This window comes from Cyclobacterium amurskyense, from assembly GCF_001050135.1.
Classification (GTDB): Bacteria; Bacteroidota; Bacteroidia; order Cytophagales; family Cyclobacteriaceae; genus Cyclobacterium; species Cyclobacterium amurskyense.
Genome location: NZ_CP012040.1, coordinates 4,598,071 through 4,615,375, shown reverse-complemented (window position 1 = coordinate 4,615,375; position 17,305 = coordinate 4,598,071). Strand labels below are relative to the sequence as shown.

The 17,305-nt window shown below is 41.4% G+C and carries 9 protein-coding genes; all 9 read right to left on the bottom strand.

Features of this window, described 5'->3' with window-relative positions:
• Positions 1-2,280, bottom strand: coding sequence for an FAD-dependent oxidoreductase (locus CA2015_RS18670; protein WP_048643269.1), 2,280 nt, complete (start codon positions 2,278-2,280; stop codon positions 1-3).
• 22 nt (positions 2,281-2,302) lie between these two features.
• Positions 2,303-3,982 carry a sodium:solute symporter family protein gene (locus CA2015_RS18665; protein WP_048643268.1) on the bottom strand — a complete coding sequence of 560 codons (1,680 nt, stop codon included), beginning with the start codon at positions 3,980-3,982 and terminating at the stop codon, positions 2,303-2,305.
• Between the two features lie 76 nt (positions 3,983-4,058).
• A complete protein-coding gene (locus CA2015_RS18660; RefSeq protein WP_048643267.1) occupies positions 4,059-5,495 on the bottom strand; it encodes a sulfatase family protein in 1,437 nt (478 codons plus the stop codon).
• 14 nt (positions 5,496-5,509) lie between these two features.
• A complete protein-coding gene (locus CA2015_RS18655) occupies positions 5,510-7,339 on the bottom strand; it encodes an FAD-dependent oxidoreductase (RefSeq protein WP_084012040.1) in 1,830 nt (609 codons plus the stop codon).
• Positions 7,340-7,370: 31 nt separating this feature from the next.
• The gene (locus CA2015_RS18650) at positions 7,371-8,465 is read right to left on the bottom strand and encodes a hypothetical protein (RefSeq protein WP_048643265.1); all 1,095 of its coding nucleotides are present in this window, start codon (positions 8,463-8,465) and stop codon (positions 7,371-7,373) included.
• A 20-nt stretch (positions 8,466-8,485) separates the two neighbouring features.
• Complete coding sequence (locus CA2015_RS18645; RefSeq protein WP_053086712.1) at positions 8,486-10,975, bottom strand: hypothetical protein; 2,490 nt, start codon at positions 10,973-10,975, stop codon at positions 8,486-8,488.
• 26 nt (positions 10,976-11,001) lie between these two features.
• A complete protein-coding gene (locus CA2015_RS18640) occupies positions 11,002-12,396 on the bottom strand; it encodes a sulfatase family protein (protein ID WP_048643263.1) in 1,395 nt (464 codons plus the stop codon).
• Positions 12,397-12,519: 123 nt separating this feature from the next.
• Positions 12,520-14,208, bottom strand: coding sequence for a RagB/SusD family nutrient uptake outer membrane protein (locus CA2015_RS18635; protein ID WP_048643262.1), 1,689 nt, complete (start codon positions 14,206-14,208; stop codon positions 12,520-12,522).
• A gap of 12 nt (positions 14,209-14,220) precedes the next feature.
• A complete protein-coding gene (locus tag CA2015_RS18630) occupies positions 14,221-17,271 on the bottom strand; it encodes a SusC/RagA family TonB-linked outer membrane protein (RefSeq protein WP_048643261.1) in 3,051 nt (1,016 codons plus the stop codon).
• Positions 17,272-17,305 lie beyond the last annotated feature (34 nt).

The window sequence follows — 17,305 nt, the reverse complement described above, 5'->3', positions numbered from 1 at the left end:
TTACAAACATATTATTCCAAATATGGCCACCGGAACATGCACATTTTGTTGCTTAAAGGTAAGCAGCAGCTTGTCCGTTTGTACCGGGGTTTTAAATTTAATTGTTACTACCGTTCGGTGGTTGTCCTGTATTTCAGCCAAGACTTTCCCACTACCGTCAGTCAATTGAATGTCTTTTACACAAAAAGGTATTTCCGATTCAGGATGTCCCATCAAGGTAGACTCCAGGGCATGGTCAAAATCAGTATCGAAATACACACTTAAACTATTAATATTCTGCACTTTATCCCAAAACATCTCAATGGTAGGTTCGGTATCATCTAAGGCTGCTGCCCAAGCATTTGTACTCACTGTAGGCCGGAAAATTCCATTTGTCAAGAAATTTATTGAAAACGGGTCAATAGCTTGTGTAAACTCAAATGCAAGGTTGTGCCCTTCTGGTCTTCTTTCAGGCAACCAAAAGTCAAATGCCTCAATACCAATACCTTTAGGAGGTTCCTGTCTACTAGAAGTAGCCACTGCTTTATTGAATTTTTGAAAGACTGACAACAGACCTGTAGCCCTTGTTTGACTGCTCCTGATGGACACCTTTTCATTGGCTGAAAAGGCCACAAAATAATATTCTGTTTTATCTATATTAACCTGTAAATCAACTGTTAAATACTGTTCACCTAAAGTTAATTCCAACTCATTTTGGGCCAAAATGATTTCAGGACTGAAATTACCTTTCTTCTCACTTTTCAACAGCGACACTACTAATCTTGTGTTTTCGGTAGCCTTGAATTGGAATTTCATGGCCGGAATCTTTCCAGGTGCAAGGGGTAACATTTGTGCGGCTGCAAAGGTCAGGGATTTCCATGGACCATCAAAGGCCAATCCCGACAATCGCATGGTAGATGAGGCGGATATTTTTGCGTCCTGAGCCAAGTCATCTTTCAGCCTTAGCACATGATTTGGGATGTATTGTCCTTGTAAAACCAAGTTATCTTTTAGTGCTTCTATCCTACCCTCTTTGAGGATATCTGAAGGAGAAATTTGCTGCTTTTTACAGAGCACAGCAGCCATCGCCACGGCCTGTGCATTATGAGCACAAGTGGCCATTACCCGACTCGATCCAAAGGCCACATGACTGGCACTAATTATCCTTCCGGTCAAAAATAAATTACTGATGTTTTTGCTGTACATGGTCCTGTAAGGAATTTGATAAACGCCCTTGGTATGCCACTGTGTACAGCCGGGTTTTTCTCCATAAACACCATCCGCAGGATGAAGGTCAAGGGCCCATCCACCAAAGGAAACTGCATCGTCAAAACTGCGTTGTTCCACCAAATCTTTTTGAGATAAAATATAGTCACCTTCAAATCTTCTGCTTTCTCTTTTACCTGGAATTGTTCCTACCCATTCCAAAGTATGGTTGGCCACTTCAGGGTTTTCCCCTGAATTTTTCAGGTGATTCCAGATGCCATAGATCACCCGCCACAATTCCCACTTAATCGTTTCCGATTCATGAACTGTATCTTTTCTTCCCCCATATTCTACCCACCAAAGTCTACAGCCATGGTCTTTCAAATTGAAAGATTTAAACCTTGGCAATTGGGAGATTTCCGTATTGGCATAACTTGGAGGAACAAACCGAACAGGCTTGCCTGTGTCTTTGCTGTAGAAGTAAAGACTGTGTCCCAACAGCTCTCCATATTGGTGATCCGGTGCAAAGGCTTCATCAAATTCATCCGCGGATTCGGCACCCATACGAAAAGCTGCCCCAGCCATAAAGCTCATGATGCCATCTCCTGATCCGTCCACAAATAAGGGGGCCTTGAGTTTGTATTGAATTGAGTTTTGACTGCAAAATGCCAGCACATGATCAATTTCATCCGGGCTTTTCTTTTCCAAATCGTACATGGCCGTATTCAAAAGCAAGCGGATATTTGGTAGTTCCGTAACTTTCTCGATGAGTATGGTATCCAATATCAATGGATTCCCCTCTGGGTTCCTATAGAGGTTTTCCAACAAGATCTCATCCACTAAGCCGCCTTCCCTGGCCCATCGATTGTTATTGCCCATATGGGAGGTTGCACCCAAGATCCAAAGCCTCACTTCTGAAGAACCATTGCCACCGAGAATGGGCCTGTCTTGCACCAATACAACATTGAGGCCCTCTCTTGCTGCCGTAATGGCGCAACAAGTTCCTGCAAGTCCTCCACCTACTATTACCAGATCTGAAGTAATCGATTCGATTTTTAAAGACCGCTTTTCCTTAGTAAAATTTTCTTTAATCATTAAGATATACTGAATTCACGTTTTATTTTAGAACCTGCGCTTTGGCCTTATTGCTTGCATAACGCACAGCATAGGTTCCCAAAGCAAGGATTAATAATCCCATAATGAAGAGGTAAACTCCACCTCCTCCTCCCCACAAACCAAGGGCAAAAAACAATAAAGCAATACTTATAAATGCCCAACCCATTACCTTATAACCATAGGTATTTTGATTTTGACCTGAAGTTAAACTTTCAGTCAATTCTTCCTGTGTTGGTTGGGCTTTAAGCGCATACCGCTGGTATTGGGCACTTTCAATGTTTTTATTTTTAGCGTACAGCTCGTAAATAGCCAATAGGACTATGGGTAAAAAGACGCCAACAATCATTTCACTGCTTCGACCCAGTGAAAAGGACAGCAAGGTTGGTGACACGAATTTAAAAAACACGTTGATCACCAAACTTACACTAGTAACTACTAGAATGGAATTACCCGTCTGTCTTTTAGAGAACAATCCCCAAATAGCCGGGGCATACAAGGCACCTCCAGTTACCGCCCCTATACTCAAGACCACTTCAACAATTCCTCCCGCCAATGGCACCATAAAAGCCACTCCAATGGTACCCAGCCCAAAAAGCAAGGTTGCCAGTCTTGCAACTTTCATTAGGGTCTTATGGCTTGCTTTAGGATAAAGGGGTTGGTAGACATCATTGGTCAATACCGCTGCTGCCAGGTTGAGAGAAGTATTCACAGAACTGGCCGTGGCAAAGATCATCCCTCCCAACATCAGGCCAAGCATGCCCACAGGAAGTACGCTCATGCACATCCTCAGGTAGGCCCCCTCCGTTTCCAAACCTACCAAACTTGGGTCAAGCACCCGGTAGATCATAGGAGGTAACATCCAAATCAAAGGACTTATCAGGTACAATATACCAAAGAGATAGCCAACCTTCTTCGCTGAGGCTGTATCCTTCACGGAGGTATAACGCTGTACATAAGCCCAGTTTCCTCCAATAAATATGGTGTTGTAACCTACGAAGGCCAGTATAAACCAAAAGGTATATTCTCCATTAAAAATGTTAAAAAACGTATCCGGCGCTTCGGCTATAAATTGATTTATGCCTCCTACCTTCTCCAGAGAAAGGGGTAATACAATCAAGACTGCTGCAGTAAGGATCACAAATTGGAGCACATCTGTGACGATAACTGCCCAAAGCCCTCCAACGGCTGTATAGATCATAATCATGCCCCCTAAGAGCAAGATGGCATAGTAGATATCAAAACCCGTCACCACATTTAGGATCTTGGCTACAGGGTAAAGAAAAGCTCCAGTATAGCCCAGAGATAGCACCAGAAAAATAAAGGTATAATATTGTTGGATTTTTTTGCCAAACCTGTCGGTAAGGTAAGCTGCGACAGTGATCGACCGGGTTTGCTTCCATTTAGGAGCAAGGTATTTACCGATCAAAAACCCACTGATACACATGGCCATTTGAATGGTAATGGCTACCCAGCCCCATTCATAAGCAATGGAACCCCAAACTACAAAGGTACCTGCGGAGAAAAAGCTCATAAAAAGTGATAGGCCACTGATGGACCAAGGAACTGCTCCTCCGGCGGCGAAAAAGGATTTCATATCCCCTCCTTGCTTCCCAAAGGACAGTCCTGCTCCAAGAATAATTAGGGTGAAAACAAAGATGGTTAGGTAGTCTATTTGATGCATAACAATAATAAAAAGGCTTAAGATAAACTGTAGAAGGCTAAAGGTAACCGAAATTCTGATACTTTAAACTGTATTCTCAGTTCATTAATATGGGGCCAGGGTGATTAATCTTAGAAGCATTTGTGGCATCTCCTGGCATTTCCCTCCGTTCCCATTCCAGTAACTTACCATGCATTGTGGCTTTATGTGGTGTTGGGTTATTTGGGATATTATCCCCTGTTTGGTTGGTCCAAGTCGTAAGTAAAAGCCTCATTTGATTCAGCACTTCCCTGTTTTCAGGGGCATAGCGCACATTATTAAGATTATGTGGATCATTTCTGGTATGATAGAGTTCTTCGGCGGGTTGGGGCAATAAAGTAATCAGTGATTGTGCAGGGGTTAATTGGCCCTTTTCATGCTTATTCCACAATTCTTTAGCGGCTGGAAAGGCATGTGGATCTGACTCACCGGATAGGTTTCTCTTATTTGGCCAATTGTTTCTTATGTAAATCCAATCTCCCATACGCACCATCCTTTCATGCATGCTATACCGGTGCCAGTTACGTTCAGCAAAGGCTGCTTCGCGAATAATGACCTTATGGTCTTGAAGTACCTTGGAGAAACTTACTCCCTGAATGGTTTCAGGAATGCTTAATCCGGCAAGTTCCAGAATCGTAGCAGATACATCTATGGCACTTACAAGGGAGTTGGTTCTGCCTTTATTGACTTTAGGTCCGGCAATTACCAAAGGTGTCTGTATACCATTTTTATACAAGTAGGTTTTACTTCGGGGAAAAGGCCTGCCATTGTCAGTTAGAAAGATGAGGTAAGTATTGTCCAAAATACCTTGTGCCTCCAATTCATCCAAAACCACACCTACATAATGATCTAATCGGCTGATTTCATGATAATATCCTGTGAGGTCTTCGCGGGTAAGTGGCCCGTCGTACATATAGGGTTGTACATCCACCTGAGTGGGAAGATAAGTACGTGCCTTGTCATTGACCTGCCAATCCCTGTGGGCATCATGAGAAGCCAACCAGAAAAAAAATGGTTGGTTTTTGGGTCTGTTTTGCAAATGGGACAGCCAATTTTCGCTTCCGGAAGGTTTGCTGTCTGAATATTCTAAAAACCCCAATTGATTGGGAGGGGCCATGTGATTCTTACCTGATAAAACCGTATGGTACCCGGCTTTCTTTAATTCTTGTACAAAGGTTTTTTGACTGCTTGGCAGTTCCACATGAATCTCAGGTGCTCCGGTATTGTGTGGATACCGTCCGGTAATCATGGAAATCCTGCTAGGTGAGCAGGAACTTGTGGTCAAATAGGCATTGTCAAATACCAACCCCATCATCGCCAGCCTTTGCAGGTTAGGCGTATCAATTGATTGATTTCCATAGATACTGAGATCCTCTGCAGATATATCATCCGTCAGGATAAATACAAAGTTTGGAGGACTGGTATCTGCCGAAACCTCAATTGCCCCCAGCAACAGCAACAATGATAATAGGATTGGTATTTTAAAATAATTCATCTTTGAGATTGCCTTTATTTATTTGGCAATGTTGGGTAGTTGTAAATGTTCAAAGGTGATTGTATAATGCCCATGTATTCGTCCAAATGACGGGTATAGACCTCCCTTGGACTGGCGTTGTTTCGTTTAGCCACATAAGCAGCATAACCTACGGCTTCTCCCATCATGCCACAAGTTCGCATCACTCGCGTACTGCCAAATGCTACATGCGTAGTGCTTATGTTTCTTCCTGCCATGTACAAATTGTCAATATTACGTGAATACAAGCAACGGTAAGGAATGGTGTAAGGCTTCACCCTAATGTGTTTGGTCGCAGCAAAGAATTCCTCTCCCTCGAAGTATTTGGAGTTTTTGGCATCAGGAAAATGAAGGTCAATGGTCCAGGTAGCAGTTACACTTCCATCAGGATACATCACCCCGTCTTGAATATCCATTTGTGTCAAAACATGGTCTCCCATCAACCTTCTTGACTCTCTTTTTCCTCCAATATAAGAAACCCAGGCCAATTCATTGTTTTTGTACTTCTCGGCTTTCTCTTTTTTCAGATAAGACCAGTTACCGTAAATTGCACGAAGGTTATGGTCTCTGATTTGTTCTGCTTCATAAATGGTATTGAAGTTGCCAAAGCCTGTCTCCCACTGCCAATCGGCTTTGTGTTCATCTATATGGTATTCATCCGAGAACTGTAGTGCCCACGGGGTTTCTGGGAAATCAGAAGGATAATCCTTTTCAAGGGAAGCCCATAAATTAGAGGTACCTAAAGTAAAATCATCCGCTTTATCAGCAGCCAGCGATTCTCCGGTTTCTTCCTTACTTTCACGACCCATTCGGTATTCTGCACCTGCTAGGAATCCCAATGTACCATCTCCTGTACAATCAGAGAAATAGGTACTTTCAAAACGGTATTCCTGGTTGGTTGCAATGTCACGACCTATCACCGCCTTGATGCTGTTCCCTTCCATTTCTACTTCATACACATGGGTATTGAGGTGGAGCGAGATATTTGGCTCAGCCCTTACAATTTCAAGCTTTCTGTCATCTCCATACCTTTTTTCGTCAGGATTTCCGTTGCCTGGATCCCCATTGTCCAATTCTCTAACAATTCGTCCTAATTTAGGGTAGTGATTCACATCTACTCTCCCCATCAGGTGCACCCTGATTTCAGAGCTATTGTTTCCCCCCAATACTGGCCTGTTTTGTATTAACGCTACTTTTAATCCCATTCTAGCGGCAGATATGGCAGCAGTAGTACCTGCAATGCCACCCCCCACTACTACCAAGTCAAATTTCCCTACCTCTTCAGGTCCATCTGTTAAACCCAACAATTCCTTGCGTAGGGTCAAGAGTTTTTGATTGTCATTGGTAGGTTTATCTGTTTTTGAAGTGGAGAAATAAATGGCATCGAATCTTCCATTGAATCCTGAAAGATCCTTGGCGGTAAGGGAATTCTCTCCTTGTTTCATCTCAACAGACCCGGCATAGTACCAGTCCCAATCCAATATTCCGCTCTGCCCAAAAACCTGGTCAATTTCACTATCATTGACCGTCAATTTAAAGGCACCTGGTCCAGTAGGATAAGGCGCCCAATCTTTTGTTCTTACCCACATGTGGTAGGTGCCTGCTTTTTGAAAATTCACTTTGGTACTGGCATCTTCCACCACGCGTCCCATACCATGGGCCATCAGATAGGAACTGTACAAAACATCAAAAGATTGCTGGTCAATGACCCATCCTCCTGTGTTGTCAAATGATTCTGCTTCCACCAAAACCCTATTTTGGGCTTGTAATAAATTGATTTGGGTAAAGGCCAGCAGAAGGCCAAAGGTCCATAGTATTCGTTTCATTTTCGGGTTCATTTATTTTATGTTTTCAATTTTAGTCTATTGTTTTTTTAATTTTTCCGTCCAGTTTATCCTGATTTTTAAGCAATTCAGTCATTTCCTCTACCCATTTCCCTTCCTCCAGGTATTCCAAGGCTTGGAACTGTTGGGTTTTATGAAGGTTTGTTTGTTTTTGCAGAACCTCCAGTATTTTCCTTTGCTGGGCTGGATTGGCATTTTTCAAACTGCTAAACAATTTGTTTTGAATTTCAGGATACAAAACCAATGTTTTCAATTTGTCAAGTAGGTCCATCTGCAACCTGTATTGACTACTTTCCATTGTCTCCCATAGCTGCAGTTGTCTTTCCTTTGAGGAAAAGACTTCAATTGGAAGGACTTTTATTAAATGCCTTGCTAAGAAAATATTATCGCTTTGCAAAATTTGTAACATTGTTGCAGCTATTTTTTCATCTTTTTGTAGGCCTTTAGCCAAGACCTTATCAATGGCCCAATACTGGTAAGGGTAATGTCCACTTTCCAGAAATTTAAGCAATTGATCTCCAGAATAATTTTCAGTGGTATAAGCCTTTGCAATCGCTGCCATTTCCCCATGTGCCAAATGCCACAAGGTATAACAAGAGTAAACTGCACCATAAATCACTTCATTTTTTATGGTTTTAAGGGTCGCTCCTGTCACTGCATCCACTCCATTGACTGCTGCGGTTTGGGTACCTCCTACCAGCTCTTCAATTTTATAGTCCTTTAATAAGGATCTTTCATTGCTTAGGATTTCCTGTAATTTGTCATGATCAGCAACATCAAAAGGAACATGATCCAATTTGGTCAGTAATTCACCTTCCGGTACGTCATACCTTTGATAATTGCCCAGCAAGTCCCAATAAAAGTTCACGTAAACCGGGTAGCACTCGTTGGTATGACAAACTGGAGTAAAGATTTCTGCCATGTAGCCTTCTGGCTGACCATTGTCATCTTCCAATAGAAACATGTCATAGCGCAGAGAATCTGTTTCCAGACTTTCGATCAAAACCTTATTGCCCAACTTAACATTACCTTGAAATCCCGCAAGGGTCAAATTAAGAACCAATAAAATTAAACCATGGGTCAAGTATTTTGAATAACGTTCAGTCATGCGTGTTTTGTTTCTAAAGCTTACTTGTAGGTGAACTGAGCAGTTGCTTTGCAGTTTTGGTTGCCTACCAATCGTACCCATCTTGCCTCAATGCCATCAGGAAATTGTTCCACATGCTTTTTACCTGCAGGTACCGTCACTTCTTTCCAATCCATCCAAGGGCCATGCCCTATTGGCTCCATTTGAATGGTGAACGTAACATCTTCATCCGAATCATGAGTAAGCTCAAGAGAACGATCGTCATAGAATGCAAAAAGATATGGATCAGATGGCGTTCCAGCTTTGATTGCTGAATTGGCCCAAGGACCGCCTTTACCCACAGGTTTCCCTAATTGCCATAAATCGTCTATTGCTCCTGTCCAAACAGCTACTTCGCTATCATCAGAAACAACAATGTGTTCATTCGATGCCGCTGCTTCAGGGTCAACACCTGTTAACAATAGCATTCCCCTGTAAGAAGCATAATCATTGATTTTCAACTGATGGGAAGCCACCGGTCTGATTTTGGCATATCCGTCTGCATTTTCTGCAGGCAATTCATAGAAGGTACCGTGGCAATTGAACAAATCTCTTTCGGTAGCTACTTCTCTACAGATACGTAGGTTACCTGCCAAGGAAGGCTCAGTATAGCGCTCGTTGCCTTTTGGTAAACGCCACCTTCTGCCCTTGTCATCAATTACCAGCACTGAAGCTTCATCCACTTCAAATACATTTTTAGGAATCTGAAAATTGTCATTGATAAACTGCTGGGTAGTGGGGTCCTCCACTTTTACCAATTGGAATTTATCGTCCATTTCATAATAACCCAGGTCTGTAGGTTTCCCTTCTTTATAAGACTTGGCTACCAAGCCTAACTTTCTCCTATCATCTCCCAAACCATACAAGAAGCCACCTTTAAAATCATTTTGCTCAATGGTATTGACTCCTTCAAAAATACCAGTTTGCATTGCCTTCCTGGTTTCAGGATTGGCAAAAGCCATGTGGGCAGTAGCTATGGTATTTTGATTGGCAGTTAATCGAATCCATTCACCGCTTGCGTTTTGATCAAAATACTTTCTTGTACTCTCTCCTGCTTTCACTTCCACCTCGTCCGTGGTTTCCCAATTGCCATCCCCTTTGGCATCAATTTCAATTGTGAAAATCACATTCGATTTACCTTCATTCTTTATCCAAAGGTTTTTGTTTTTCCAACCGGCAAAAAGCATAGGTTCGGAGGCAACCTTTGCGGTCACTTCTTCTTTGAGCCATAATGCACCATTGGCAGTATTGGGTCCCAATTCATCAGGCAGGTCAATACTACCAAACCATAAATTGGAATTGGATTGTCCTGGGCCTTGAATATTTCCTTTGGCACTTCTTTTATTCAAAAATTCCTTGTTGGCAGAATCATCTGTACCAAATACCAACCCATCATTCCAACGGGTAAAGTCTCCTACTACTTTCAAATAAGCAGATCTTGGTCTAATTCCTGCGGTTCTTCCTTCTTTAAAACTTTCAGGAAACTTCCAAAACATACCATGCATGGTCATTAAATAGTCCGGCTCACCTTCTTTTCCTACGTTTCTGATTCTAGGCCATTCAGTATTCCAACCATGTGCGCCATCATAACTGTGACTGGCTTTGGGAAGGCGATAAAATGACCAACCTTTTTCCGCATCTCTGGAAGCAAGGATAACCGACTTATGGTCCCAGCCTGTCGCCCATATTGGATCTGTCTCCGGATTGGTATTCCCATAGATCCCACCCGGTCCTGTTACTTCTACAAACTGGTTTCTTCGGACAAGTTTCCATTCTTCTCCATCCCACTCAGAGAGTGAACCCGCTTCTATATCAAACTGCTCCAATGCTTTACTTCCTGACTCTCCATTGTTGGAATATACTGTAACACCTTGTCCTGAATAATACCCTTTCCCGTGGGCACCTTTCAGTAAGCTACCTGCTGGGTTGGTATCTGTGTCGTCTTTTTTCTTACTGCGAATATTTCCATCCTCATAGAATTGTTTGACAGACAAATCATGCACATCTACCTCATAGAAACCTTCTTCCATGCTGGCATAATAAATCTTATTGGCGGGATCTGTCAAATGTCTGGCATTTCCTGTATGTCTTCCAGGCATATCTGTATAAGGAATTGTCCTTACTTCACCGTTTTTACCGATGGCATAGGGGCCTATAAACAATTGTTCACTTTCTTTGTGAATCATCCTATTGGCCGGGGTGCCACCAATACTTTCAGGCCTGATTTGCATGTTTAGGTCTTGATCGATCTCATAGAGTTTATCAGAGGAACCCAAGGGTAGATGAGGTCCATAAGTGATCACCCACAATTTATCTGCCCAAGGCACCACGGCACCTGTTCCGCATTCTCCTTCATTGTTATAATAGGCCAAATGGGGGTAGATGCCACTAATAGATGGATAGGTTGTTATGGTAGCCGATTCCTTAGGTTGACAAGCTGAGGTCACCAGGAATATAAGCATTAACAGGTAAAGAAAATTACTTTTTAACATATCAATTTCTCAAGTCTGGGTAAAGTTTATTGTTGTAGTACTGTTTTTCTATGTTCGCTAATTAATTTTTGTGCTTCGCTGACCTTTGACATTACTTTTTCCGACCCTATTAAATTAATCAATTCAAGTGGATCCGTTTTCTGATCATAAAATTCTCGAAAAACGACCTTTTCCAAACGGCTATTTTCAAAGGTTTCAATATAACGAAAATCTTGGTTGATTACTGATAAGTTAGGCAATGCCCCACCATAGGTCCCAAGGCCTTCATAAACAAAAGCCTTTCTCCAATCCACCTGATCTCCATTCATCAATGGCCAAATGCTCCTACCATGTAAATTGTCTGGCAAGGTAATTCCTGCCATATCAAGTAGGGTTGGTGCCATGTCAATATTAAGAACCAAATGATCCAGGTCTGTAGGTTCAAGGTTCGGTCCCATTACAAATAATGGAACTTTAGTAGAAGGTCGATAAGGTAAAACCTTGCTAGTAAAACCATGTTCCCCCAGCATCCAGCCATTGTCACTCATGAAAAATACGTAAGTTTTTTCCTTTAAACCTAGGTCTTCAATTGTTTTAAATATTAGGCCAAGATACTCATCCATTTCGGTAATGACTGCATAATAATCTCTTGTATGTTCCTGAATGGCCTTTTTATCTGGGTAGCCATATACTTTTGCCTGACTAAGATTTCGTACAGACCTAAGGTATTCCGGCTTGTTTGATAGGTCATCTAGATGGCTTTCAGGCACTGGCATGGCAGCTACATTAAACCTGTCTTTGGTCTCTTGTCTTGCATCCCAAATTAATTCACCATTCATATGGGGCAATTGGGTATTGTGAAAAAGGAAAAAGGGTTCGTCTTTTTTTGCTGCATCATTTATAAAGTCGATGGATCTTTCTACACAATAAAGATCACAATGTTTCTCTACTTTCAATACATTTCCCTCATCATTAATGGTTCTTCCATAATAAGTACCATTGCTTCTAAAAAAAACAGAAAAGTCAAAGCCTGCTGCCACTGGTGTTTTGCCAATATGCCATTTACCTGACATCCCTGTATGGTAGCCTGCCTCCTTCAGGTACTGTGCAATTGACAATTCATTTCCATTGAGGTCACTTCCAAGTTCCAATACCCCAATTGCACTGCCATACCTACCAGTCAGCAGTGAAGCTCTACTAGGGCTACAAAGGGAGAAAACCACATTTGCCTGATGGAACCTAAGGCTTTTTTTAGCCATTCGATCCAACATTGGGGTTAATGCTTGGGGATTACCATTAAATCCTACCCCGTCGTATCGTAAGTCATCTGTATAGATAAAGATGATGTTTGGTTTATTCTCATAGTCTCCTGACTTAGCCCCAATCAAAAAAGGCAGAAAAACCAACCCTCCTATAAATAACAACAGTTTATATTTTTTCATAAATAGGTATTAATCCAATCTCCAGCAATTACATGTCTAATGAAATCACCCCATATAAAAGATCCGGCCGGGTAAATTTTAGTCAACCCGACCGGAAATCATTGTATTTCCTTTGAAAACAATTTAATATCCAGGATTTTGGTCCAGATTGCTATTGATTAAAATCTCCTTCGAAGGGATTGGCCAAAGGTATTGCTTTGGTGCCTCAAATTGTCTGATGGCCAAACGTTTTACAAGGCCTGCCTCGTACATTGGCGAAAGATCAGCTACCCCATCTTCGTCTATTTCTGGAGTCATAGGAAAAAACCAAAGATCCTGATCTATGACTTTTTCTTTCAATTCCGCTACATCCAACATGCCATAAACATCTCTGTTAAGTACTTTTTCAGCAATTTTCCACCGAATAATGTCACTATACCTGACCCCTTCAAAACCAAATTCCATTCTCCGTTCTGTCCTTAATATAGTTCTTAATTCAGCCTGATCGCTACTGGTAATTGCAGGGTATTCAGTCACCTGCTCTACAGCTACGCCATAAGCCCTAGCTCTCACAGAATTCATTGCCTCATGAACACTTCCATCTATTTCTCCCAATTCAATTTTTGCTTCTGCATACATTAGCAATACATCTGCATAACGCATTAGAATTTCATCATTTTCTGCCTGATAATTCAATAACCAGTCTTCATCCACACCTTTCTTCCGAAGCAAACCATTGAATGAAGCAAAAGCAGCTACCGATCGAGTATCATTATTGGTTTGATAGCTTCCGGTATTGAAATTCATTACCTGTGTAGTATCTGGATGCGGTTGATAGGTGAAATTCAAATGCCTTGATTGAAAAGGAACTATTGTAGCAGCACACCTTGGGTCCCTATTTTCAAAAGGATTTTTGGGATCATATAATGGTGATTCATCTATTGGCAAACCATCTGTACAAAGGTAAGCATGCAATAGATCCCAAGAAGGTGCAAAAGCTCCACCCCAGCCTCCAACATTTCTAGGTAGGTAATTTCTAACATTCCAGGTAACATTCAATGATCTGGACCTTGGCATGGCAAAAATCACTTCACTTGGATTTCTTGTACTTGTTAGAAACAGTTCCTCATAAATGGGATACAATTCATGGACTCCCAAGTCCATACAGGCTTTTGCCGCATCTCTTGCAATGGCAAAATCCCCCATTTGAATAGCAAACCTTGCTTTCATTGCATAAGCGGCTCCTTTGGTTGCCAGTTTATTTTCAGATGAACCATAGGATTCAGGAAGCAAACTTGCTGCGACATCAAAGTCCTGATAAACAGCTTCTTTTATAGTATTCTTGTCTGTTCGGCCCATGGTAAAAGCCTCTTCCAAACTTAAGATATCTGTAGAGTATATGACATCTCCAAAGTAAAATACTAGCTCCCCGTATTTAGCAGCCCTTACAAAATGTGCGTTACCCATGTATTTATCAATGGTAGCTTGAGGAACTGTACCTTGAATTTTGTCCATGTTTAACAATAATGTATTGGACCGAGCTATAACTTTATATGTATTGGCCCAAACGGTGTTTAAAGTTCCCCACTCACCATTAATGGTGGCATTGGTCACAGGTGTCAAGGCTTCCCTATTGGTAAAGTCATCCGTCCAGGCATCATCATAGCCTTGCCAGAAAACACTTCTAAATATATCATTGACAGACATTTCAACTTCTGTGGCATTGGAATACCAGGCTTCACTTGAACCTTCCGATAGGGGATTTAAGTCCAGATCAGCACAGCCAACCATTCCTACCAAAAATGCGGAATATAGTATTGATTTTAATTTCATGGTAAAGTTGGTTTAAAATTGAACAGAAACGCCCATTAGGAAAGAAGAGGTAATCGGATAACCTGTAGTAGAAACCTCCGGGTCCCATCCTTGTGGGTAGTTGTCTATGGTCAGAAGATCGGATGCATTACCATAAACTCTGATATTTTGCATTCCTAACCTTTCAGCCATACTGCTAGGTAGAGTATATCCTAGGGAAATGTTTTTCAACCTGAAATACCCCCCATTGATCATCCAGAAATCAGACATGGCATAATTATTTGACTGACTATTACGGGTTAACCTGGGGTAGCCAACATTTTCATTTTCTGTAGGCGTATTGTAAGTGCTCCAATAATTTCCATCAAGTATTTGAGGTACAGACCCCCAGTTTTCTACGATAGGCTCCACCATTAATCCTGATAAACGGCTATTCTGTTTACCTACCCCTTGGATAACTAGTCCGAAATCAAAATTTCTGAAATCCAATTGGATATTGCCGCCATACATAAACCTTGGCATACTGCCTCCCAATAAGGTTCTGTCATACTCAGGAGAAATTTTACCATCAGGCTCACCATTTGGACCACTAATGTCTAAGTATTTCACATCACCAGGTCTTACATTGGCATTCATTACTGGAGAATTGTCTACTTCCTCTTGGGTTTGGAATAAACCTTGAGATACATAACCGTACCATTCGTCAAACTCTGATCCTTGTTTTCTTACCTGGCTTCCTAAGAACTGAATACCACCCAGATCCCCCATTACGGATCTGAAATCCGAAAGATTGAAACTTACGCTATAGCCAAGTTCATTGATATCGTCCGCCCAGCCAAGATCTAATTCCCAACCTTTGGTATTCATTTTACCTGTATTTTGGTCAGGGTTGTCAAAACCTATATAATCTGGAATTTCCAAAGGCAATAACATGTCTCTGGTGGTTTTGTTGAAATATTCACCAGAAACTCTCAATCGATAATTAAGAAAATTTGCATCCACACCTATATTATAAGAAGTGGTTTTTTCCCAAGAGATATTTGGGATAGCGTATTGCCATTGTGCTGATGACTGAGATGAAACTACATTGGATCCTTGATGGAACAGTACATTACTAAAACCTATAGTAGACTGGTAAGGATAGTTTCCAATTCGTTCGTTACCAAGGGTACCATAGGAACCTCTAATTTTAAGGAAAGAAATGGCCTCATTGGTCTTTAAGAAATCTTCTTCAGACAATACCCAACCAGCTGAAAAGGATGGAAAAGAACCCCAACGGTAATCTCTAGCAAAACGTGAAGAGGCATCGTACCTTAAATTTCCTTGAAGGAAATATTTACTATCGTAATTATAGGAAAAACGTCCAAACCAAGAGTTATAGGCATTTTCATAAGCACTTCCTCCATTCCCTCTAAACTCAAGTGGCCCTAAATTAAGGTAGGGATAATTGTCCAATAAAAACTGATCTCTGGAGGCAGAAAGGTTTTCATTAAAAGACTGAAAACTTTCATTTCCGGCTAATAAGTTTAGGGTATGCTTTCCGAAAACTTTGTCATAATTGAGTAGCAATTGAGTTGTCAGTTGGTGACTGTCATTTCTGCTCTCACCTAAATAAGTAGAATTGGCCCATTGCAGGTTGCCTAGTGTCACAGTAGGATCATCCCATGCAGTATAGCTCACTTTTTTCTGGAAGTTTTTCCCCTTGTCAAAACGAAAGTTTGGAGAAGCAATGGCGGATATTTTCAACCCTTCGATAATTTCATAATTCAAACCTAGGCGGCCTCCCACCTGATTTTCCCAATTTTGGCGGGAGCCTCCATATTTCAACTGACCGTAAATATTGGCCCCTGTTTTCCCTTCAGCAACCCTACCGTCTTGCCACTCTGCAGCATAAACAGGTGCCGATATATTCATCATATAAATCGGATCCATGCTGGGTTGATTCAAAATTTCTCTTCTTAGAAAAATATCTGCTGTAAAACCGAGTTTGTCAGTAATATTTCCATCAGTATTAACTCTTGCTGTAAATCTTTCGAAAGTTCTTCCCTCATACAAAGCGTCAAATTTATCATAAACAAAAGAAGCCTTGGTCCGGATGGCATCTGTACCTCCTGAGATATCTAAAGAATGACGTTGTCTTGGTGCATTTTTTTTCAAGATAAGCCCTACCCAATCGGTATTAGGATACAAATCTGGATTGGATGCATTCAGATCCATATAGTTGTCCACCATGTCTTTTGGATACAAAGGATATTCATTGCCATCATTTCCATTATCATTCCATCGCAATTCATTAACCATCTCCATATACCGGGTTACATTCACATATTCCGGTATTCTGGTAGGTACTTCTGTGCCAAACTCAAAATTGTAATTCAAACTCAACTCTCCCTTTTTAGCCCTTTTGGTAGTCACCAAAATAACGCCTGCAGCAGCCCTAGAACCATAAATGGAGGCAGAAGCTGCGTCCTTTAATACTGATATATTTTCAATGTCATTGGGGTTAATATGGTCAATGCTGCTAACCGGTACACCATCCATAATAATAAGAGGGTTACTATCCCCTATCGTGGTAATACCTCGAATTCTAATACTTGCTGAAGAACCAGGAGCAGAGTTGTTTCGGGTAACCATCACACCTGAGACCTGACCTTGTAAAGCCTGAGAAACATTTGCTGTTCTCCTATTGGCCAAATCTCTCCCTCCTATGGTAGCCACCGCCCCAGTTAGATCCGATTTCTTTTGGGTTCCATAGCCTACTACGACTACTTCTCCAAGATCAGAAATGTCTGATTCAAGCTTAACATCAATCTTGTCCTGGTTTCCCACGGTAATTTCCTGATTTTTAAATCCAAGAAAAGAGAAAACCAATACCGATTGTGCACTTGGTACAGTCAGTTGGTAATTACCATCGATGTCTGTCACAGTTCCTTGATTAGTTCCCTTGGCTAGGATACTTACCCCGGGTATGGGTAAATCTGAATCATCGGTAACAGTACCTTTTACCTGCACCGATTGTCCAAAAGAATCCCCAAAACCCAGCAATAAAGCCAGGCATAGGAATAAAAGTAGTTTTCTTGTCATTTTGGGTTTATTTATAAGTTAAAATTCCAAAGTA